The sequence below is a fragment of the Sorangium sp. So ce836 genome (genome assembly GCF_028553905.1).
GTDB classification, from domain to species: domain Bacteria; phylum Myxococcota_A; class Polyangia; order Polyangiales; family Polyangiaceae; genus Sorangium; species Sorangium cellulosum_D.
In genome coordinates, this window is record NZ_CP102233.1 from 4,861,284 (window position 1) to 4,877,961 (window position 16,678).

The following is a 16,678-nucleotide window of genomic DNA, read 5'->3' on the forward strand; positions in this document are numbered from 1 at the left end:
GGGCGCGGGCAGGTCGCGACGTGCCGGAGCGGGCTCCGGAGGCCCTCCGGTTCGGTTTCGGATCGACCCGACCCCCCTCGGGAGGGGGCGCGGGCAGGTCGCGACCCGTCTGCGTGCGACGCGATGCGTTAGTCGCTACCGTCGCCGGATTCCATCCACGCGAGCCATGCGTCCGCTCCGTGCAGGGCATCCGCCACGGCGGCGAGCGCACCGTCGCCGCCGATCCGCGCCACAAGCGGCGCGAGCATCTCCACGCCTCCCCAGCCGCTCAGGGTCGATGCCAGCGTGACCGAGCCGGCAGCGTCGCCGAGGCTCCCGGCGAACAGCCACGCTGCGTCGTGAGGCGACATCCAGGCAGCGCAGCGGAGCACCGTCTCCAGCCCGTCCGTGTCCCCGCTCTCGCGGTAGGCCGCGACGGCGCGGGCGGCGAGCGTCGGCCGCGACGGCGCGGGCGCGGCGCAGCAAAGCGCCGCGAGGGCCGCGATGCGCGCCTGCCCCGAGCTCCCACCGCGCTCGGCGATCTCGACCGAGGCGTCGAGCCCCAGCGCATCGATCGCCTGGGCCGCATGGTCGGCCACCAGCGCGGCCGCAGCCCACGCCGGCTGGAGCGACGCCACCGCCTCGCGCGCCGCGTGGACGAGCGGACGACCCCCCCGGGCGGCGGCGGCGCGCAGCAGCGGCCCCGCGCCGTGGACCCCAGCGCCGCAGAGCTGTTCGATGACGTCGAGCGCGCGGGCGGTCTCGCCGAGCTCCGCGAGCCGCACGGCGAGCGGCGCGCCCATGCCGGTCATCGGGTCGTCCAGCAGCTTCGAGACCTCGGGCAGACCGAGGAAGGGGGCGAGCGCCTCGGTGCACGACGGGGCGTCGATCGGCTCGCCGTCCGCGCCCGCGCCGGCGAGCAAGGCGTCGAAGAGCGCGGCCACGCCGCGCGAGCGCTCCTCCTCCGGCAGCGCCCGCACGAGCGGCGCCAGCGCGTTGGCGCGCGCTCCCGGCGGAAGATCCATCGCCGCGCGAAAGAGCGAGCGCGCCTGGCCGGGGTCCAGCGGCGGCGCCGCGGCGAGCTGCGCGAGCGCGTGGCCCGGTCGCGCATCCGAGCGCGCGCGCTCGACGGCCTCCGCGACAAGCGCCTCGGCCTCGGACGGCGGAAGGAATCGGGCCGCAGCGAGCCACACCGGCAGGCTGGGCCCTTGCTCGTCGCGCAGGGTGGCCGATACCGCCCAGCGCGCGAAGCTCGCGGCATCGTCGCCCGAGCTGGCGCGCGCCGCCGCGAGCAGCGCCTGCGCATCGCCCCAGGGCTCGCCGCGCCAGGCGGCCCCGCGCCGCCGCACGAGCTCCCGCGCCCTCGCCGCGATCTCCTCGCCGGGCCGCCCCGAGGCGCGCGCCGAGAGCGCGAGGAGCGCGACGGCGAGCGCCCGCTCGGCGTCGCCGCGCGCCACGTCGCCGGGCCGGGCGTCCCGCGGATCGCCTGCGCGGTGCAGCGTGCCGAGCGCGCCTTGCGCGAGCGCGACGCGGACCAGGCGGGGCACCGGCTCCGCCAGGCCCTCGCCCGCGCCGGCGGCCGTCGGCGGCGCGCCGGCGGCCGTCAGCGGCGCGGCGACCGAGCGCCGGAGGCGCCGCAGCTCTGCCCGGCGCGCGGCGAGGTCCCCGAGCGAGGATGGCCACGCCCAGCGCGGATCGCAGAGCGCGAGGAGATCGGCGGGCGGCGCGCCGGATGTGCGCAGATGATCGCCCGCGTACCGGCGGACGTAGCCGGCGGCGCCGCCCTCGGGGGGGCGACCGCTCGCCCGCGCGCGGGCGCCGAGCAGCGCCCGGGCGGCCTCCACGAACCGCCGCTCGCAGAGGGCGGCGCCGTCCTCGCTCGCGGCCACCCAGGCCGCGCGCAGGGCCTCGTGCCGGAACCGGAGCGCGCTCCAGCGCTCTTCCCACGCGATCACCGGATCGAGCACCGCGCGGCGCGCGTCGAGCGCGGCGGCGAGCTCCGCCTCCTCCTCGCCGAGGAGCGCCGCCGCGTCCCCGAGATCGAGCGGCGCGAACGCGCGCGCCAGGATCGACAGCAGCGCCTCCAGCCGCGTCGCCCCGCGCTCGCGGAGCGCGCCCATCGTCGCCTCGACGGCCGCGGCCGGCCCCGGGCCGTCGATCGCCGCCCAGGCCAGCCGATCGCGCAGAGGGGCGTCGACCTCGACCAGCCGGAAGCCGCTCACGGGCACCCAGGCGATCGTGGAGACGTCGAGGGCGAGCCGCTCTGCCCACCGCTCGGCCGCCTCCCTGGGAGCCGACACCGAGACAAGCACGCGCACGGAAGGGCCGAGCTCGCCCAGCACCGACCGCTCGCGCTCCTCGGGCCAGTCGGCGCACGCGTCCGGGCCGACCAGGCCGAGGAGGAGCGCCGGCTCGCCGTCCTCGGCGTCCCGGTTCGCGATCTCGTTCGCGAGGAGCTCGCAGAGCCCCTGGCGATCCTCGGCGTGCGGCGCGTCGTCGGGCCAGAGGCCGTCCGCGAGCCGCGCCAGCACCTCCTGCTCGAACGGCGCGCCGGCTGCCCGGCCGCCGCGGACGAGGACGCGCTGCGCGCCGGACCCGTCGAGCGAGCCGAAGAAGCGGTCGAGCACCGCGCCCTTGCCGGCGCCGGCCGGCCCGTACACGACGCAGGCGCCGGCGCTGCCTCCGCCGTGCCAGGCGCGGATCGCGTCGAAGGCCGCGGATTGGCTGCGCCCGAAGAAGCCGTCTTCCATCGCCGTCTCCCGCTCCGCGTCGCTCAGTAGCCCTTGGGCTTCCGGTACACGCCGTACTGCCCGCGCTTGCCCTTGGCGCCCACCACCGCGTGCCCGATACCGAGGTCCCCGATCATCTGGCCGCAGGAGGGGCAGGGGTCGACGCGCGGGCCCCCTTTCTCCTGGAAGGTCTCGATCGAGACGTTCGGATCGTCGAACCTGGCCGTGAGCCTGCGGTTCGCCTCTGCGTCGATCTCGGACGCGGTCATCGGCTTGAACGGCTGCTTCTTGTTCCCTCTCGCCTTCGCGACCCGCTGCTCCTCCTGGATCTGCGTGGTGATGTCGTTCTTCATGCGCTGGAGGGCCTGCGTCTCGGCGCACGGTTTGTTGGTGAAGCTCTGCGGGATCTGCCCACCTCGCTCGGGCGGCTTCCCCCGGGCTTCGTCGATGTTGTAGCCCTCGGCGAGCACGGTGGGGGGATCCGTGCCGTTGTCGACGATGCGCGTGTAGACGAGCCCGTAAGGATCCCCGAAGAAGAACGGGCTGTTCCTGGCATACGCGAAGACGTTGAGCCCGCCGAGCAGCTCCAGCGGATCCGGCGAGATGTACCGGCCCATCTGCGGGTCGTAGTACCGGTACCGGTTGTAGAAGAGCCCGGTCTCCGCGTCGGCATACTGCCCCAGAAACCGTATCGGCGTCGCCGCCGTCCCGCCCTCCTGCATCGCGGTGGCGCCCCACACCGTCCTTCCGAGCTCGCCGAGGATACGGCCGCCGCCGTCGACCAGCCGCTCGGGGAAGCCGGCCAGGTCGTTCACGTAGTACACCCAGGCGCCCTCGCTCCGCTTGCCGCCCTGGTGCAGGATCTCGCGGTGCGCCAGCGGCTCGCCGCCGTCGTCGAAGTGGTACCGGCGCTCGAAGCGCAGGCCGCCGGCCTCCGTGACCTCGTGCAGCAGCGTGTCTCCGCACCAGTGAAAGCGCGTGCGCCGGACCATCTCGCGTCCGCCGTCGGGGCGCACCCGGTAAACCTCCTTCTTGAGCCGCCGCGAGAACGCATCGTAAGCAAACTCGACGACGGTCCCGTCGCCCATGGTCACCCTGGAGAGCGTGCCGGCCTTCGACCACGCATAGGAGGTGAGGCGCTCGCCTCCCTCGGCGCGCCCGCGTCGCTCGGTGAGCCTGCCGAGCTCATCCCAGGCGAACGTCGCCTCGCCGGCGCGCAGCAGGAGGTCCCCGGGGCCGTACGCGCGCGGAGGGGCCGTGTCGCCCGCTTCCTGGACATTGCCCGTCGCGTCGTAAGCGAAGAGCTCGCCTCGGGCGCCGTCGGGCACGGCCGCGAGCAGCTGCCCGAGCGCGTCGTAGCCGTATCGCGTCGCGCCGCGCCGCGCGTCCCAGAGCATCGAGAGCTCGGACGACGCGTTGTACTCGAGCCGCTGGTGAACGGTCACCGAAGGATCCAGCGCTCCCACCCAGTCGGGCTCGCCCGGGCCCGCGGCCCTCGCGAGGCGCGGCGCGGTGACGCGCTTCTCCGCGAGCCTGCCCGCCACGTCATAACGAAACAGCACGCGCCCGCCCTGCGACAGCACCCGCTCGATCTCGCGCCCGGCGGCGTCGAGCCGCACCTCGGTCTCTTCGGTGCCGTCGAGCAGCAGCTTGAAGGTCCGTCCTGCGTAGTCGCGGCGCCACTCGGCGCTGTGCCCGAGCGATGTCCTGTGGCGCACGGGCATGCCGACGACGTCGCGATCGACCGTCACCTCGAACGTCGCGCCGTCGACGATCTGCCGCTCCTTGGTGATCCATCCCGCGGCGTCGCGCGTGAGCTCCACCCTCCCCGCCGCGGTCTCGGCGGCGATGAGGTCGTCGCGGAAGTCGTACTCGAACACCTCCTCGGAGCCGTCGGCCCGCGTTCGCTTCACGATGCGCCCCAGGAGGTCGCGCTCGAGGAGGACCTCGTCGCCGCCCGGCAGCGTGACGCCCACGACGCGGTCCGAGAGATCGTGCTCGTAGCGGATCTCGCGCCCATCGAACATGCGCTCGCGCCGCTTGACGCCGGTCGGGCTCAGCTCGACGGCGTAGGTCTCGCCGCGCGCGTTGTGCACGCGGATCAGCCGCTCCTTGCGATCGTAGCGCAGCCGAACGGTGGTCCCGTCGGGCAGCCGCGCCTCCGCGAGCGAGCCGGTCCCCCCGCGCACGAGGACCGTCCGGCGACCGCCGGGGTCGGTCGCCTCGATCACGTTGCCGAGCCCGTCGTACGCGAACCTCGAGGTGAGCCCGCCCGGCTCTTCGATGGCGAGGAGCAGGCCCTTGTCGCTGTGCGCATACCGGGTGAGCGCGCCCCCCTCGTCGCGCAGCGAGGTGCAGCGCCCCAGCTCGTCGTACGTGGCCTGCCACAGCACGCTGCGCTCGTCCGACGCCTCGACGGCGTTGCCGTGATCGTCGTAGCGGTAGATCCGCCGCCGCCCGTTCGGCGCGACCGTCTCGACCGGGAGCCCGCGGCCGTCGTACCGCACCTCGAACAACGCGCCCGTGGGATCCTTGAGGAAGAGCGCGTTCTGGCCGGCGCTGATCTCGGTCTCGCCGCCGCCCGCGTCGATGATCCGCGTGATGTCGCCGTTCGGGAGCCGCTCGATGCGCGTCTCGCGGCCGAGCGCGTCGATGACGCGCGTCTCGTTGCCGAAGAGGTCGCGCTCCCAGCGCGTGGTCGCGCCCAGCGCGTCCGTGTACGAGGTGAGGTGTCCGCGCGAATCATAGGTCCGGGAGAACACGCGCCCGTTGGCGACCGACTTGTCGACCTTGCCGTGCTCGTTGCCGAAGTGCCTGAAGACGCAGGCGGCGTCGGCGACCTCGCTGTAGCCGTGAGGGCCGTAGTCGACCTTGACGTGATGAATCCCCCTGGCCTTCGTGGCGCCGTCCATGAGCCGCTCGGGCAGGTCGTCCGCGAGGCACGGGTCGACGCCGCTCTCGTGCTCGCCCCAGGTCTCGACGCCGCGCCCCGCCTGATCGTAGCGGAAATGGAAGACGAGGCCGGTCGGCAGGCGGTACGAGACGAGCCGGTGATCGTCGTCGTAAGCGTACGTGGTCGCGTGCCCGTCCGCGTCGGTGACGCGGATGAGGCGCCCGGCCTGGTCATGGTCGTAGCGCGCGGCGCGCACGACGCGGCCCGAGGGGCAGACGATCTCGAGGGCGGCGATGCGCCCCTCCCGCGTGGCCAGCACGCGGATCGTGCGGCCCACGCAATCGACGATGCGCGCCAGCGCCGCCTTGCCGTAGACGAGCTGGATCCGGTTCCCTGCGCGATCCTCCACGGCCGTGAGGCGAAAGCGCCGGCGCAGGGGATCGTCCATGTCGAGCTCGAAGATCCGCCGCGTGCCGTCGGGCACGTCGAGCGCGAACCCTTCCTCGTGGCGATGCAGCACCCACCCGTGCGGCCCGAGGACGCCCGCGCCCCGCTCGACGGCCCCGAAGGCGACGTCGAGGCCGTCCTCGGTCCAGACGACGGCGCCGCTGCGGCGCAGCTCCACTTCCCAGGCGAACGTGTGCGTCCAGCCGTACCCGAGGCCGATGTCCCGGTCGCGGATCGACGTCGCGTAGGAGCGCGCGAGCTCGAGCGGCATCGGCCCGGGCAGATCGAGGTCCACGACCGGCGCCGTGAAGACGCGCCCGGTGACGACATCGATGGGATCGCCGTGCGAGGCCGCGCCGCTGCGGCTGCCGCCGTGGTGCCGGGGGCAGCCGCCGCCGTCCTTCCCCGGCGCGCCACAGGCGCTCTTGCCGCCGCCTTCAGCGTCCTTGCCGCCGCTCTTCCCGTCGGCGCCCTGGCGGTTCTTCGACCCTTTGCCGCCGCGCGCTCCGCTGCCTCCTCCGGCGCCGCCGCCGCCCATCACGAAGACGCCGGGGTTCATGCCGGGGATCGCAGGGATGTTGGGCACCGGGGCAGTGCGCGCCATGAGAGCACCTCCGCGGGTCAGCAGGCATCACCGCCTCCTCGCTGTCAAGCGCGCGTGGGGCTCTCAGCACCCGAGGAACCTGCGGTGCTCGGCGGCTGTCCTCTCCTCGACAGCGGTGGTTCCAAGCGATCGGTGGTCTAGGGACGCCCGAACCTGAGCAGCAGCCCGAGCCAGCCCCGCGCCAGGTAAAGGCCGTTGATCAGCACGTAGATCCAGAAGAACACGTCGAGCCGATCCGCGAGCGCGAACGCCCAGATGTGGCTCGGGTAGTGGTTCAGGAAGCGCAGGAACATCGTCACGAGCGCCGCCGCTCGGGCGACGGGCGACCGCGGGCGCTCCTCCGTGGCGGTCTCGTAGTACGCCGAGACCGACGCCTCCTTGCCGCTGATCTCCGGGCGGCGGACGAAGTTCGTCAGCGAGATCGCCGAGGCGATCACCGCGACCCCGACCACGCCCGCGAGCAGGAAGCGCGGGTCGCCCGCGGGCCAGAGCGCGCCATCGAGGCCGAGGCCGCCGGCGCGGAAGAAGCGCACCGAGAGGGCGCCCGAGAGGAGCACCGCCTTGAGCTCGTCCGTGAAGAAATCGAAGAAGTGGCCCTCCTTCGACGCGATCTGCTTGTGGCGCGCGAGCATGCCGTCGGAGCAGTCGAGGAGGTAGCTCAGCTCGAGCACGCCGATGGCGACGAGGCCCCCCGCCGCCGTGGGCAGCGCGACGAGCAGCGCCGCCGCGACCACGAACACGGCGAGGTTGAGCAGCGTGACCTGGTTCGGCGTGATCGAGGTCCGCGCGAGCAGCGCGACGACGCCGCCGGCGAGCGGGCGCATGAAGTAGGTGTTGAAGAGCTGATCGTGCTTCTTCCGCGTGGCCAGGTAGATCCGCTTCGCTTCGCCGAGCATGGCGGGCGCATCCTAGAGCGGCGGTCCGACGGGAAGGACACAAACCGCTCCGCGCCGCCCCGCCCGACGCACAAACCGCCCCGCGCGCGGCGCGCGCCCCGTCTCCTCCCGCCCTCCGGGCTCGTTTCCTCCGGGCTTCGCCCCGGTAGCGAAGAGGCCGCCTGCCGTCGCCGCGGCCGCCTTCGCCGGCGTAAAGCCCGCCCCGAGCCGCCGAGCGGCTTCCCTCGTGCCGCGGGAACGTCTATCAAAGGATCTCCATTCATCAGGCCGGTTTCCCGCTCGGGAACGAAGCGATCCGGCGGCACGACCGCTGTCCAGCCACGCACGGAGTAGATCGGATGAAGCGTTCCATTCGCGGTCTCACGCTCTCGCTCGCGCTCCTCGCCGGCTCGCTCGCGCACGCGGCCCCCGGCAAGCGGCCCGACCTCAACGCAACCCTGCGCGCGCCCAGGGCGGCGCGCGCCCTCGGCGACGCGCGCGCCGCGGCCGCCGCTCGCGCCGCGGCCGCGGGCGGGGTCGTCACGTCCATCGACGAGCAGCGCGGCGCGCCGACCTTCCTCTGGGCCGCGAGCGGGGCCGCGCCGGCCGAGGCCCCGTCGGCCGTCGCCCCGGGCGCCACGCCGGAGGCCGCCGCCCGGCGCCACCTCGCCCGCTTCGCCGCGGCCTACGGCCTGTCCAGGGCCGCGCTGGCGGCGGCGCAGGTGGTCCACGTCCACGACCTCGGCCAGGGGCCCGTCATCGTCGTCCTGCGGCAGCGCGTGGACGGCGCCGACGTCTTCCAGACCGACGTGAAGGTGCTCATGCGCCAGGACCTCGAGCTCGTCGCGATCTCCGGCAACCTGCACCCGGCCGCCGTGCCCGCCATGGGGCGCGCGGGCCGCCATGCGTTCCGCCTCTCGCCGAGGCAGGCGCTCGGCCGGGCGCTCGAGGACCTCTACGGGATCCACCCGGGGCAGCGCGGCGTCGTCGATCTCCAGCGCCCCGCGGGCGACTACCAGGCGTTCGACCTCGCGCCGGACAGCGCGCTGCGCGCCGCGGGCCTGCACCTGGTCGAGCCGGCCCGGGTGAAGAAGGTCTATTTCCCGATGCCGGAGGCGTTGATCCCGGCGTACTTCGTCGAGTTCATCTCGGGAGAGGTCGAGTCCGTCTCCTCGGACGCCTACGACTACGTGATCGCGGCCGACGACGGCCGCATCCTCTACCGCCGCGACCTGATCGAGTACGACGCGTTCAACTACCGCGTCTGGGCCGAGACCACCGGCGACCGGCGGCCCCTCGACGGGCCCCAGGCCGACTTCCTGCCGCACCCGACCGGCATGCCGGACGGGTCGCAGCCGGCGTTCATCCCGGCGCCGCTCGTCTCCATGGAGGGGTTCAACAAGGGCCCGGGCGGCGCCGCCGACCCCTGGCTGCCGGGAGACGCGGTCCAGACCTTCGGCAACAACGTGGACGCCTATGCGGACCACAGGGCCCCCGACGGCTACTCGAACGGCGACGTCCGGGCGACCCTCACCGCGGAGCGGACGTTCGACCACGTCTACGACCCCACGCTCGATCCGCTGTCGAGCGAGGCGCAGACCATGGCCGCCGTGACCCAGCTGTTCTACGTGAACAACTGGCTGCACGACTGGTACTACGACTCGGGCTTCGACGAGGCCGCCGGCAACGCCCAGCTCGACAACATGGGCCGCGGCGGCCTCGACGGCGATCCGATGCACGCCGAGGCGCAGGACGGCGCCCTGGTGCCGAACGCCCAGCGCAACAACGCGAACATGAACGCGATGTCCGACGGCGCCTCGCCGCGGATGCAGATGTACCTCTGGAACAGCAAGGACGTCCGGCGCACGCTGACGCTCGACCCGGGCGGCGCGAGCCTGAGCACCGGCACGGCCGTGTTCGGGGCCGGGAACTTCAACCTCTCCGCCGAGATCGCGCTCGTCGACGACGGCGTCGACGCCACGCCCGACGACGCGGTCGATGGAACCCGGGACGGGTGCGAGGCGCCGCTCGCCGACGTCACGGGCAAGATCCTGCTCGTCGATCGGGGCGGCTGCACCTTCAAGCAGAAGGCGGTGAACGCCCAGGCCGCCGGCGCGGCCGCGCTCATCCTCGCCAACAACGCGCCCGGCGACCCCGCGCCGGGCATGGGAAACGGCGCGCCGGAGGACGCCGTGGTGACCATCCCGGTGCTCTCCACCTCCTACGAGGAAGGGAGCAGCCTCAAGGCCGCGCTCCTGGAAGGGCCGGTCAGGGCGGCGATGGAGCGCGTGCTCGGCGTCGTGCGCGACGGCACGATCGACAACACCGTCACCGCCCACGAGTGGGGGCACTACATCCACCGGCGCCTGACCCAGTGCTTCACCGCGCAGTGCGGCGCGCAGAGCGAGGGCTGGGGCGACTTCATCGCGCTGCACATGGCGATCCGCGACGGCGACGACCTCGGCGGCACCTTCGCGACCGGGATCTACGCGTCGGAGGACAGCGGCGAGAGCGCCTACTATGGCGGCCGCCGGGCGCCCTACACGATCAACTTCTCGAAGAACGGGCTCACGTTCAGGCACATCTCGGACGGCGTCGAGCTCCCGGATCACCCGATCCTCGAGGGCAGCGACCCGAGGAACTCCGAGGAGCACAACGCGGGCGAGATCTGGGCGCTCATGCTGTTCGAGGGCTACGTCGAGCTGCTCGCGCGGGAGGACGAGGGCGGCCGCATCTACACGCACGACGAGGCGCGGCGGCTCATGTCGGACATCGTGGTGGCGGGGATGAAGCTCGCGCCGGTGGACGCGACCTACACCGAGCAGCGGGACGCCCTGCTCGCGGCGGCGTACGCGCGGAGCGAGGCCGACATGCTCGCGCTCGCCCACGGCTTCGCGCGGCGCGGCGCGGGGACGTGCGCGGTGTCCGCGCCGCGCGACTCGGAGGATTTCGTCGGCGTGGTCGAGAGCTTCGCGATGGCGCCGCTGGCCGCCGTCTCGCTAGGGGAGCCGGACGACGGCGTGCGCTCGTGCGACGGCGACGGCTTCCTCGACGCGGGCGAGCGCGGCAAGGTGGCGATCGAGGTGCGGAACGCGGGCCCGTTGCCGCTCCTCGGCGCCGCGGCGACCGTCTCCTCGACGAACGAGCACGTGTCGTTCCCGGACGGGAACGCGATCGTGCTGCCCACGATCCCGGCGTTCGGGGCCGGGACGGTCGAGATCGAGGTCGACGTGGACGAGGCCGCGGCCGGGATAGAGACGCTGGAGCTCCGCGTGGACGTCGCCGCCCCCCGGGCGTGCGAGGTGACGGTCGCCGGCGTCGCCGGGGCGCGCCTCAACGTCGACGACGTGCCGGAGGCGTCGGCCGTCGATTCGGTCGAGAGCGAGGCGCCCGTCTGGTCGAAGGACGGCGAGGACGCGGACGCCATCTGGTCGCGCGAGAAGACGGACCTGACGAACCACGCGTGGCGCGGCGTCGACTACCCGAGCCTCTCCGACACGCAGCTCGTCTCGCCGCCGCTCTCGGTCGGCGAGGGCGAGCCGCTCGTGATCTCGTTCAAGCACCGGTATTCGTTCGAGATCTCGCCGGCGACGGAGGACGAGGCGGCGATCCACTGGGACGGCGGGCTCATCGAGATCAGCGACGACGACGGCGAGACGTGGCACGACGTCGCGGCGTACGCGGATCCCGGGTACGGCGGCCCGATCGGCAACACGGTGGACGAGCCGTCGGTGAACCCGCTCGCCGGCCGCGAGGGTTTCGTCGGCGCGAACGAGGCGTGGCCCGATCCGGAGCAGGTGACGCTCGATCTCGGCGACGCGTTCGCGGGGAAGACGGTGAAGGTCCGGTTCCGCATCGGCACCGACGCCTACTCGGGCGATTTCGGCTGGGAGATCGACGACATCGAGGTCCGCGGCATCGAGAACACGCCGTTCGGCGCGCTCGTGCCGGACGCGCCCGGGTGCGGCGATCCGGTCGGCGAGGGCGGCGCCGGCGGCGAGGGCGGGGCGGGCGGCGCCGGCGGTGAGGGCGCCGCCGGCGGCGCGGGAGGCGCCCCGGGCGAGGGCGGCGCAGGCGGCAGCGGCGGGGCCGACGCGCCGACCGATGGCCCCGGGGTGGTCGGCGAGGGCGACGGCTGCGGCTGCCAGGTGCCCGGCGGCGGCGCGACAAGGGCCGCGGGGCCGCTGGCCACGCTGCTGGCGATGGCGCTGCTCGGACTGCGGCGGCGCCGGGGCGCGGCCTGACCGGGCGCGGCCCAGCGCGCGCAGGCTGACGGGCCGCCGAGCCCGTCAGCGCCGCGCGCGGTGCGACGCGGGCGCGTCCGGCGGCTCGTCGCTCCACTCGACCGCGATCGATTCCTCGTTCGCGCTCGCGGGGCGTTCCCACTCGGTGGTGATCGAGCCGCCGCTCATGGGCGGCTCGTCGCTCCACTCGACCGCGATGCTGTCGATGACGGTCGGGCTGCTCGCGGGGCCCACCGGGACCGTGGTGGGCCCGTTCTCGTCGTCCGGGGCGGCGGGCGAGCGCTGCCCGTGCAGCGTGATCGCGTCGGGATCGAGCGCGTGCGCGAACCGCGACGCGTACGGGGGCGGCTCGCGGCGCAGGAGGGCGAGCACGTCCTCGAGCATGCGGCGCGCGTCGGGGTAGCGCTGGTCGCGGTCGAAGGCGAGCGCGCGGTCGACGACGAGGCACACGTCGCGGGGCGCGTACGGCGCGCGCTGCGCGAGCGGCGGCGCCGGCTCCCGGCCCATCTTCAGCAGCAGGTCGAAGTCGGTGCTCGCCTCGTGCACGTGGCGGCCGGCGATCAGGCGGAACATGGTGGCGCCGACCGCGAACAGGTCGGCGCGGGCGTCGATGTCGCGGCCCTTGGCCTGCTCCGGCGGCATGTACGGCGTCGTGCCGAGCACGAGGCCCATCCGCGTGAGCTCCCCCTGGAGGCTGGAGTCCTGCCGGATCCGCGCGAGCCCGAAATCGAGGACCTTGATGCGCGGGCCGCCGGCGGGCGCGGGCGTGGACGCGGGGTCCTCGCGGACGACGTACAGGTTGGGCGGCTTGATGTCGCGGTGGATGATCCCCTGCGCGTGCGCCGCGCCGAGCGTGTCGAGCACCTGCGCGGCGAAGCCGAGCACCTCGGCGAGCGGCAGGCCGCCGAGGCGGCGCTCGCGCTCGGCGAGCGACTCGCCCTCGAGCAGCTCCATGACGAGGAACGGCGCGCCGTCCTCGGCGACGTCGATGTCGCGGATCTCGACGGCGCCCGGGTGGCGGAAGCGGTTGGCGGCCTGCGCCTCGCGCTCGAACCGGTCGCAGATCTCCTTCGACCTCGCGGCCTGCGGGTGGAGGATCTTGAGCGCGTCGCGGCGCCCGATGCGGTGGACGCCGACGTACACCGCGGCCATGCCGCCGGCGCCGAGCAGCCGCTCCAGCGTCCACTTGTTGCGGATCGTGGTCCCCACGCGTTGTAAGGCCGTATCGCTGCTCATGGGGTCCTTGCTGCGCCCATGGAAGCGGGGCGGGCGCACGCGGTCAAGCGTATGCTCTGCGCGCGGGGACGCGCGGGAAGGAGAGCGATGACGAAACCGGACAAGCAGAGCGGGCGGCGGTACACCGAGGCCGAGGTGCGGGCGATCCTGGAGCGCGCCCTCCGGGACGCGCAGGCGCGCGACGTCGGCCATGACGAGCTGGTCGCGGCCGCGGAGGAGATCGGCATCTCGCGGGGCGCGATCGAGGCCGCGTCGCGCGAGATCGAGCATGTCCGGGGCGAGGCGGAGGCGCGCGCGGCGATCCTCGCGCGCCGGCGCACGGGGTTCCGCTCGCACCTGTTCTCGTTCGTCGTCGTGAACGCGTTCCTCTTCGCGATCAACGCGCTCACGCCCGGGCCGTGGTGGTTCTTCTGGCCGCTGCTCGGCTGGGGCCTGGGGCTCGCCTTCCATGCGCGCGCCGGGCTCTCCAGCGAGGTGTCCCCGCGGCAGCTCCGGCGGGAGATCGAGCGCAGCGCCGCGCTGGCGCAGCGGGAGGAGCACCGGCGGCTGAAGGAGCGGCGCAGGATGGAGCAGCTCGAGCGCAAGCAGCGCCTCGAGCGGAGCGCGGAGGAGCTCGGGCACGCCGTCGAGGAGGGCGTCGCGACGGTGCTGTCGCGGATCGCGCAGGAGATCCGCGGCAGCGCTCCGCCGCCGCCGCCGGAGGACGCGCCGCGCGGGCGCCGGATCGCGCCGCTCGGCGCGGACGAGGCCGGGGTGGACGACGCGGAGTCCGAGGCGCTCGGCGAAGAGGAGGCGGCTCGCGCGGCCCGGCGCGGCCGCGGCGGGCGCTGAGGGCCGGGGGGGCAGGCCGCGCCGCCGCTCTCCCCCGCACGCGAGCGGCCTGCGCGCCTCCCAGGTGCTGTGGCGGCCGGCCCGCTTGCCCAGCCGGGCGGCGAGACGTATGGGACCATCACGGGCCCACTCCGGGAAAAGTAGGCTGTCCTCGAGGCACCCATCCATGCGAGCACGCAGCGCCGTCCCCTCTGTTCGAGAGCCGTGCTCGAGGCTGATCAGCCAGCTCGAGGAGGCGTATCAGGCCAGCCGGAGCTCCAGCGTGCAGGTCGCCCTTCCTGCGCTCAAGAAGTGGATGGATGCGCTCACCCGAACCCTCCGGATCGCGGTGATCTATGGCGGCAACAGGTCCGAGCCCGACGCCGCGCTGTACTGGTCCACCAATCTCCGGCCGTGGAAGAGCTACTACGAGGTCGCCACCGACATCCAGCGCGCCCTCGAGCGGATCGGGTTCAGCGACGTGGCGCTCATTCCCGACGACATGAGGATGCCTGCGCGCCTGAAGGAATGCGGAGCCCATCTCGCCTGGATCAACTCGGCCGGGATGCAGGGAGAGAGCTCGATCTGCCATGCCGCGGCCACGCTCGAGATGCTGGGTATTCCCTACATCGGACACAGCCCCTTGGACGCGTCGCTGCTGGATTCCAAGGATCGCTTCAAGCGGCAGCTGGAGTCGCTCCGGATCGCCACGCCCGAGTTCGTGGTCTGGCACCCGCTCGACGGCGCGCCGGAAGGGCGGATCCGGGGCGCGTTCGAGAGCCATCCCGGTCCCTTCGTGGTGAAGCCGAGCACGGGGCGAGCGTCGCTCAACGTGCACTTCGTCGAGAAGAGGGAGGAGCTCTCCTCGTTCGTCAAGGAGGTGTTCGCCCTGACGCGCGCGAATGTCATCGTCGAGCGGTACATGAGCGGCCGGGAGTTCTGCGTGGCCGTCTGCGGCGGCATCCTGCACCGCGGTGGGATGTTCTTCGGCAGCCGCTATCCCCACGCGTTCTCCGCGCTGGAGCGCCGCTTCGAGCCCGGCGAGCGCATCTTCACCTCGATGGACAGGAGGGCCATCGACCACGACCGCGCGATGCCTATCCCGGACACGGACCAAGCCCTCAAGCGGGCCCTCTTGGCATTCGCTCGCGAGCTCTACTCGAGGCTCCGGCTGAGGTCGCCACGCGAGAGCCCGGGCTCGAACAGCCTCACCGCCGGGGTCATGGCGCCCCGGACGTCCGACGCCATCGTGCGCAGGTACGACTGGTTATGGAGGAGCAGCTCGCCGGTGATCGGGTGATAGGCCGCGCCTTGCGCGATATTCCTCGTCCGGAGCCTCTCGCCGCGCCATTCCGCCTCAAGGCCAACATCGCGGCAGATCTCGCTTACCTTGCCCTTGTCCGAGGTGTTGAAGGACAGCTGCCAGCCCGAGACGATCGCCGATTTCAGATCCGTCGGCGGGTCGTAATTGCGGGTGTAGAGGACCTTGCGGTCATGGAACCGCTCGAGGATCCTGGGATCCAGGCTCCTCTGGAAATTTCGGGAGCTGCAGACGAGCGTCTCCCCGTCCTTGCGCGGGGCCAGGTCACAGTAGAAGAAGACCTTCATGGGCCACGAAGGCATGTAGGCCATCTCATGGTGCTGCGCGAGCTTCACTCCCGGCGGCGCATACGTGGATACATAGACATCATCCGAGTACCGCTCCCGAGGGCCTGTTCCACCGATGTAGTCGAAGCGGATCTCGTCGGAAAGCAGGCCCACGAGCCGCCGGAAAGACGCGACGTCCAGATCGAAGCCGTGGAAGAGGATGCCCCCGTACTCCAGCGTCGCGTCGCCGATGAGCTGCTCGTGCTCCTGAATCCAGCGGGCGATGGATTCGGGAGTGCCGGTCGGCTCCAGCTGCAGGATAAAGCCGTGCTCAGGGAACCGGACCGAGCACCTGACACCGCCCAGCAGATCCTTGAACGGCGGAGCGATCTGCTTCTTTTGGTCTGGTTTCATGGTTTTCTCGCGCCTCCTGGATCGCCTGCTATGCCAGGAAAAACGGGATCCGCCCGCGCGATCGGATCGCACGACTGCATCTGATGCATGGTGCGCCGATGCTTGCGGCGTCGATGCAGGCACGTACGCTTTGCGGCTCGCGCGGCCCGGCGAGGCCGCGGCGGGCGCTGACGGCGTCGGGTGGCGCGAAAGCACAACCGAATGGCGCGTTTATGAACGCGCGCCCGGCGCCCCGCGCGTAGACATCCTCACGACGATCGCGCGACCGGCGCGCCCTTCGCTCACCCCGGCCGCGCGCCGACCCGCGGCGGCGGGCGGGCGCCGGGGCGCGCGCTCGCGCCGCCACAACGAGGGAGTACGCAGACCATGCTGAAGAACATCTTGATCGCTCTCGGCCTCGCCACCGCTCTTGCCGCCTGCATGGCCGAGCCGATGGAATCGGCACCTGAGGCCGAGGCGGCCGCCGGCGAGGAGGCCGTGGGCTCCGCCGAGCAGCCGCTGATGTCGACCGGCTTCACCCGAACCTACTACAGCGACAGCTCGTTCAAGACCCCGATCGGCGTCGAGACCCGCGACTGCGACCCCGATTATAATGAGTTCTTCGGAGAAGCGTCGAGGTACTACAAGCAGCGTCGCTACAACTGCCCCGGCAGCACCATGCCCGGGCTGCCCTCGACGAACTGTTACATCTGCTACGACAACGCGGTCCCCGGCGGTCCGCCGTCCGTGGCGTGCGTCGGATCCTCGTGCCCGGTCTTCTGAGCAAGCTCGGCGCGGACTGAGCAGGTCTGGCGCGGATTGAGCAGGCTCGGCGCCGGAGCCCGGTGGTGCGCCGACCTGCGCCAGCCCCATGGCTCAGG

General features: G+C 73.0%; 8 protein-coding genes and 1 pseudogene. 4 read left to right on the forward strand and 5 right to left on the reverse strand.

Annotation, left to right across the window (positions count from 1 at the left end; all coding sequences use genetic code 11):
- Positions 1-128: 128 nt before the first annotated feature.
- From NQZ70_RS17780 to NQZ70_RS17790, 3 genes are all read right to left on the reverse strand, one after another.
- On the reverse strand, positions 129-2,729 hold the full coding sequence (locus tag NQZ70_RS17780) for a hypothetical protein (RefSeq protein ID WP_129575275.1): 2,601 nt from the start codon (positions 2,727-2,729) through the stop codon (positions 129-131).
- Between the two features lie 23 nt (positions 2,730-2,752).
- Positions 2,753-6,652, reverse strand: coding sequence for an RHS repeat-associated core domain-containing protein (locus NQZ70_RS17785; RefSeq protein ID WP_129575276.1), 3,900 nt, complete (start codon positions 6,650-6,652; stop codon positions 2,753-2,755).
- Positions 6,653-6,789: 137 nt separating this feature from the next.
- On the reverse strand, positions 6,790-7,548 hold the full coding sequence (locus NQZ70_RS17790; RefSeq protein ID WP_129575277.1) for a CDP-alcohol phosphatidyltransferase family protein: 759 nt from the start codon (positions 7,546-7,548) through the stop codon (positions 6,790-6,792).
- Between the two features lie 338 nt (positions 7,549-7,886).
- On the opposite strand from NQZ70_RS17790, the gene NQZ70_RS17795 reads away from it, so the two are divergent.
- A complete protein-coding gene (locus tag NQZ70_RS17795; RefSeq protein WP_129575278.1) occupies positions 7,887-11,771 on the forward strand; it encodes a M36 family metallopeptidase in 3,885 nt (1,294 codons plus the stop codon).
- A 45-nt stretch (positions 11,772-11,816) separates the two neighbouring features.
- Here NQZ70_RS17795 and NQZ70_RS17800 read toward each other — a convergent pair whose 3' ends face one another.
- Positions 11,817-13,007 carry a serine/threonine-protein kinase gene (locus NQZ70_RS17800; RefSeq protein ID WP_165374025.1) on the reverse strand — a complete coding sequence of 397 codons (1,191 nt, stop codon included), beginning with the start codon at positions 13,005-13,007 and terminating at the stop codon, positions 11,817-11,819.
- An 87-nt stretch (positions 13,008-13,094) separates the two neighbouring features.
- Between NQZ70_RS17800 and NQZ70_RS17805 the strand changes: the two genes are divergently transcribed.
- Complete coding sequence (locus NQZ70_RS17805; RefSeq protein WP_129575280.1) at positions 13,095-13,838, forward strand: 2TM domain-containing protein; 744 nt, start codon at positions 13,095-13,097, stop codon at positions 13,836-13,838.
- A 166-nt stretch (positions 13,839-14,004) separates the two neighbouring features.
- Complete coding sequence (locus tag NQZ70_RS17810) at positions 14,005-15,117, forward strand: D-alanyl-alanine synthetase (protein WP_165374026.1); 1,113 nt, start codon at positions 14,005-14,007, stop codon at positions 15,115-15,117.
- Positions 15,118-15,137: 20 nt separating this feature from the next.
- On the opposite strand, the pseudogene NQZ70_RS17815 reads toward NQZ70_RS17810, so the two are convergent.
- Positions 15,138-15,818: pseudogene (locus NQZ70_RS17815) on the reverse strand (TauD/TfdA family dioxygenase); the annotation flags it as partial.
- 432 nt (positions 15,819-16,250) lie between these two features.
- Here NQZ70_RS17815 and NQZ70_RS17820 point away from each other — a divergent pair.
- Positions 16,251-16,580, forward strand: coding sequence for a DUF6289 family protein (locus NQZ70_RS17820; RefSeq protein WP_207217879.1), 330 nt, complete (start codon positions 16,251-16,253; stop codon positions 16,578-16,580).
- Positions 16,581-16,678: the final 98 nt, after the last annotated feature.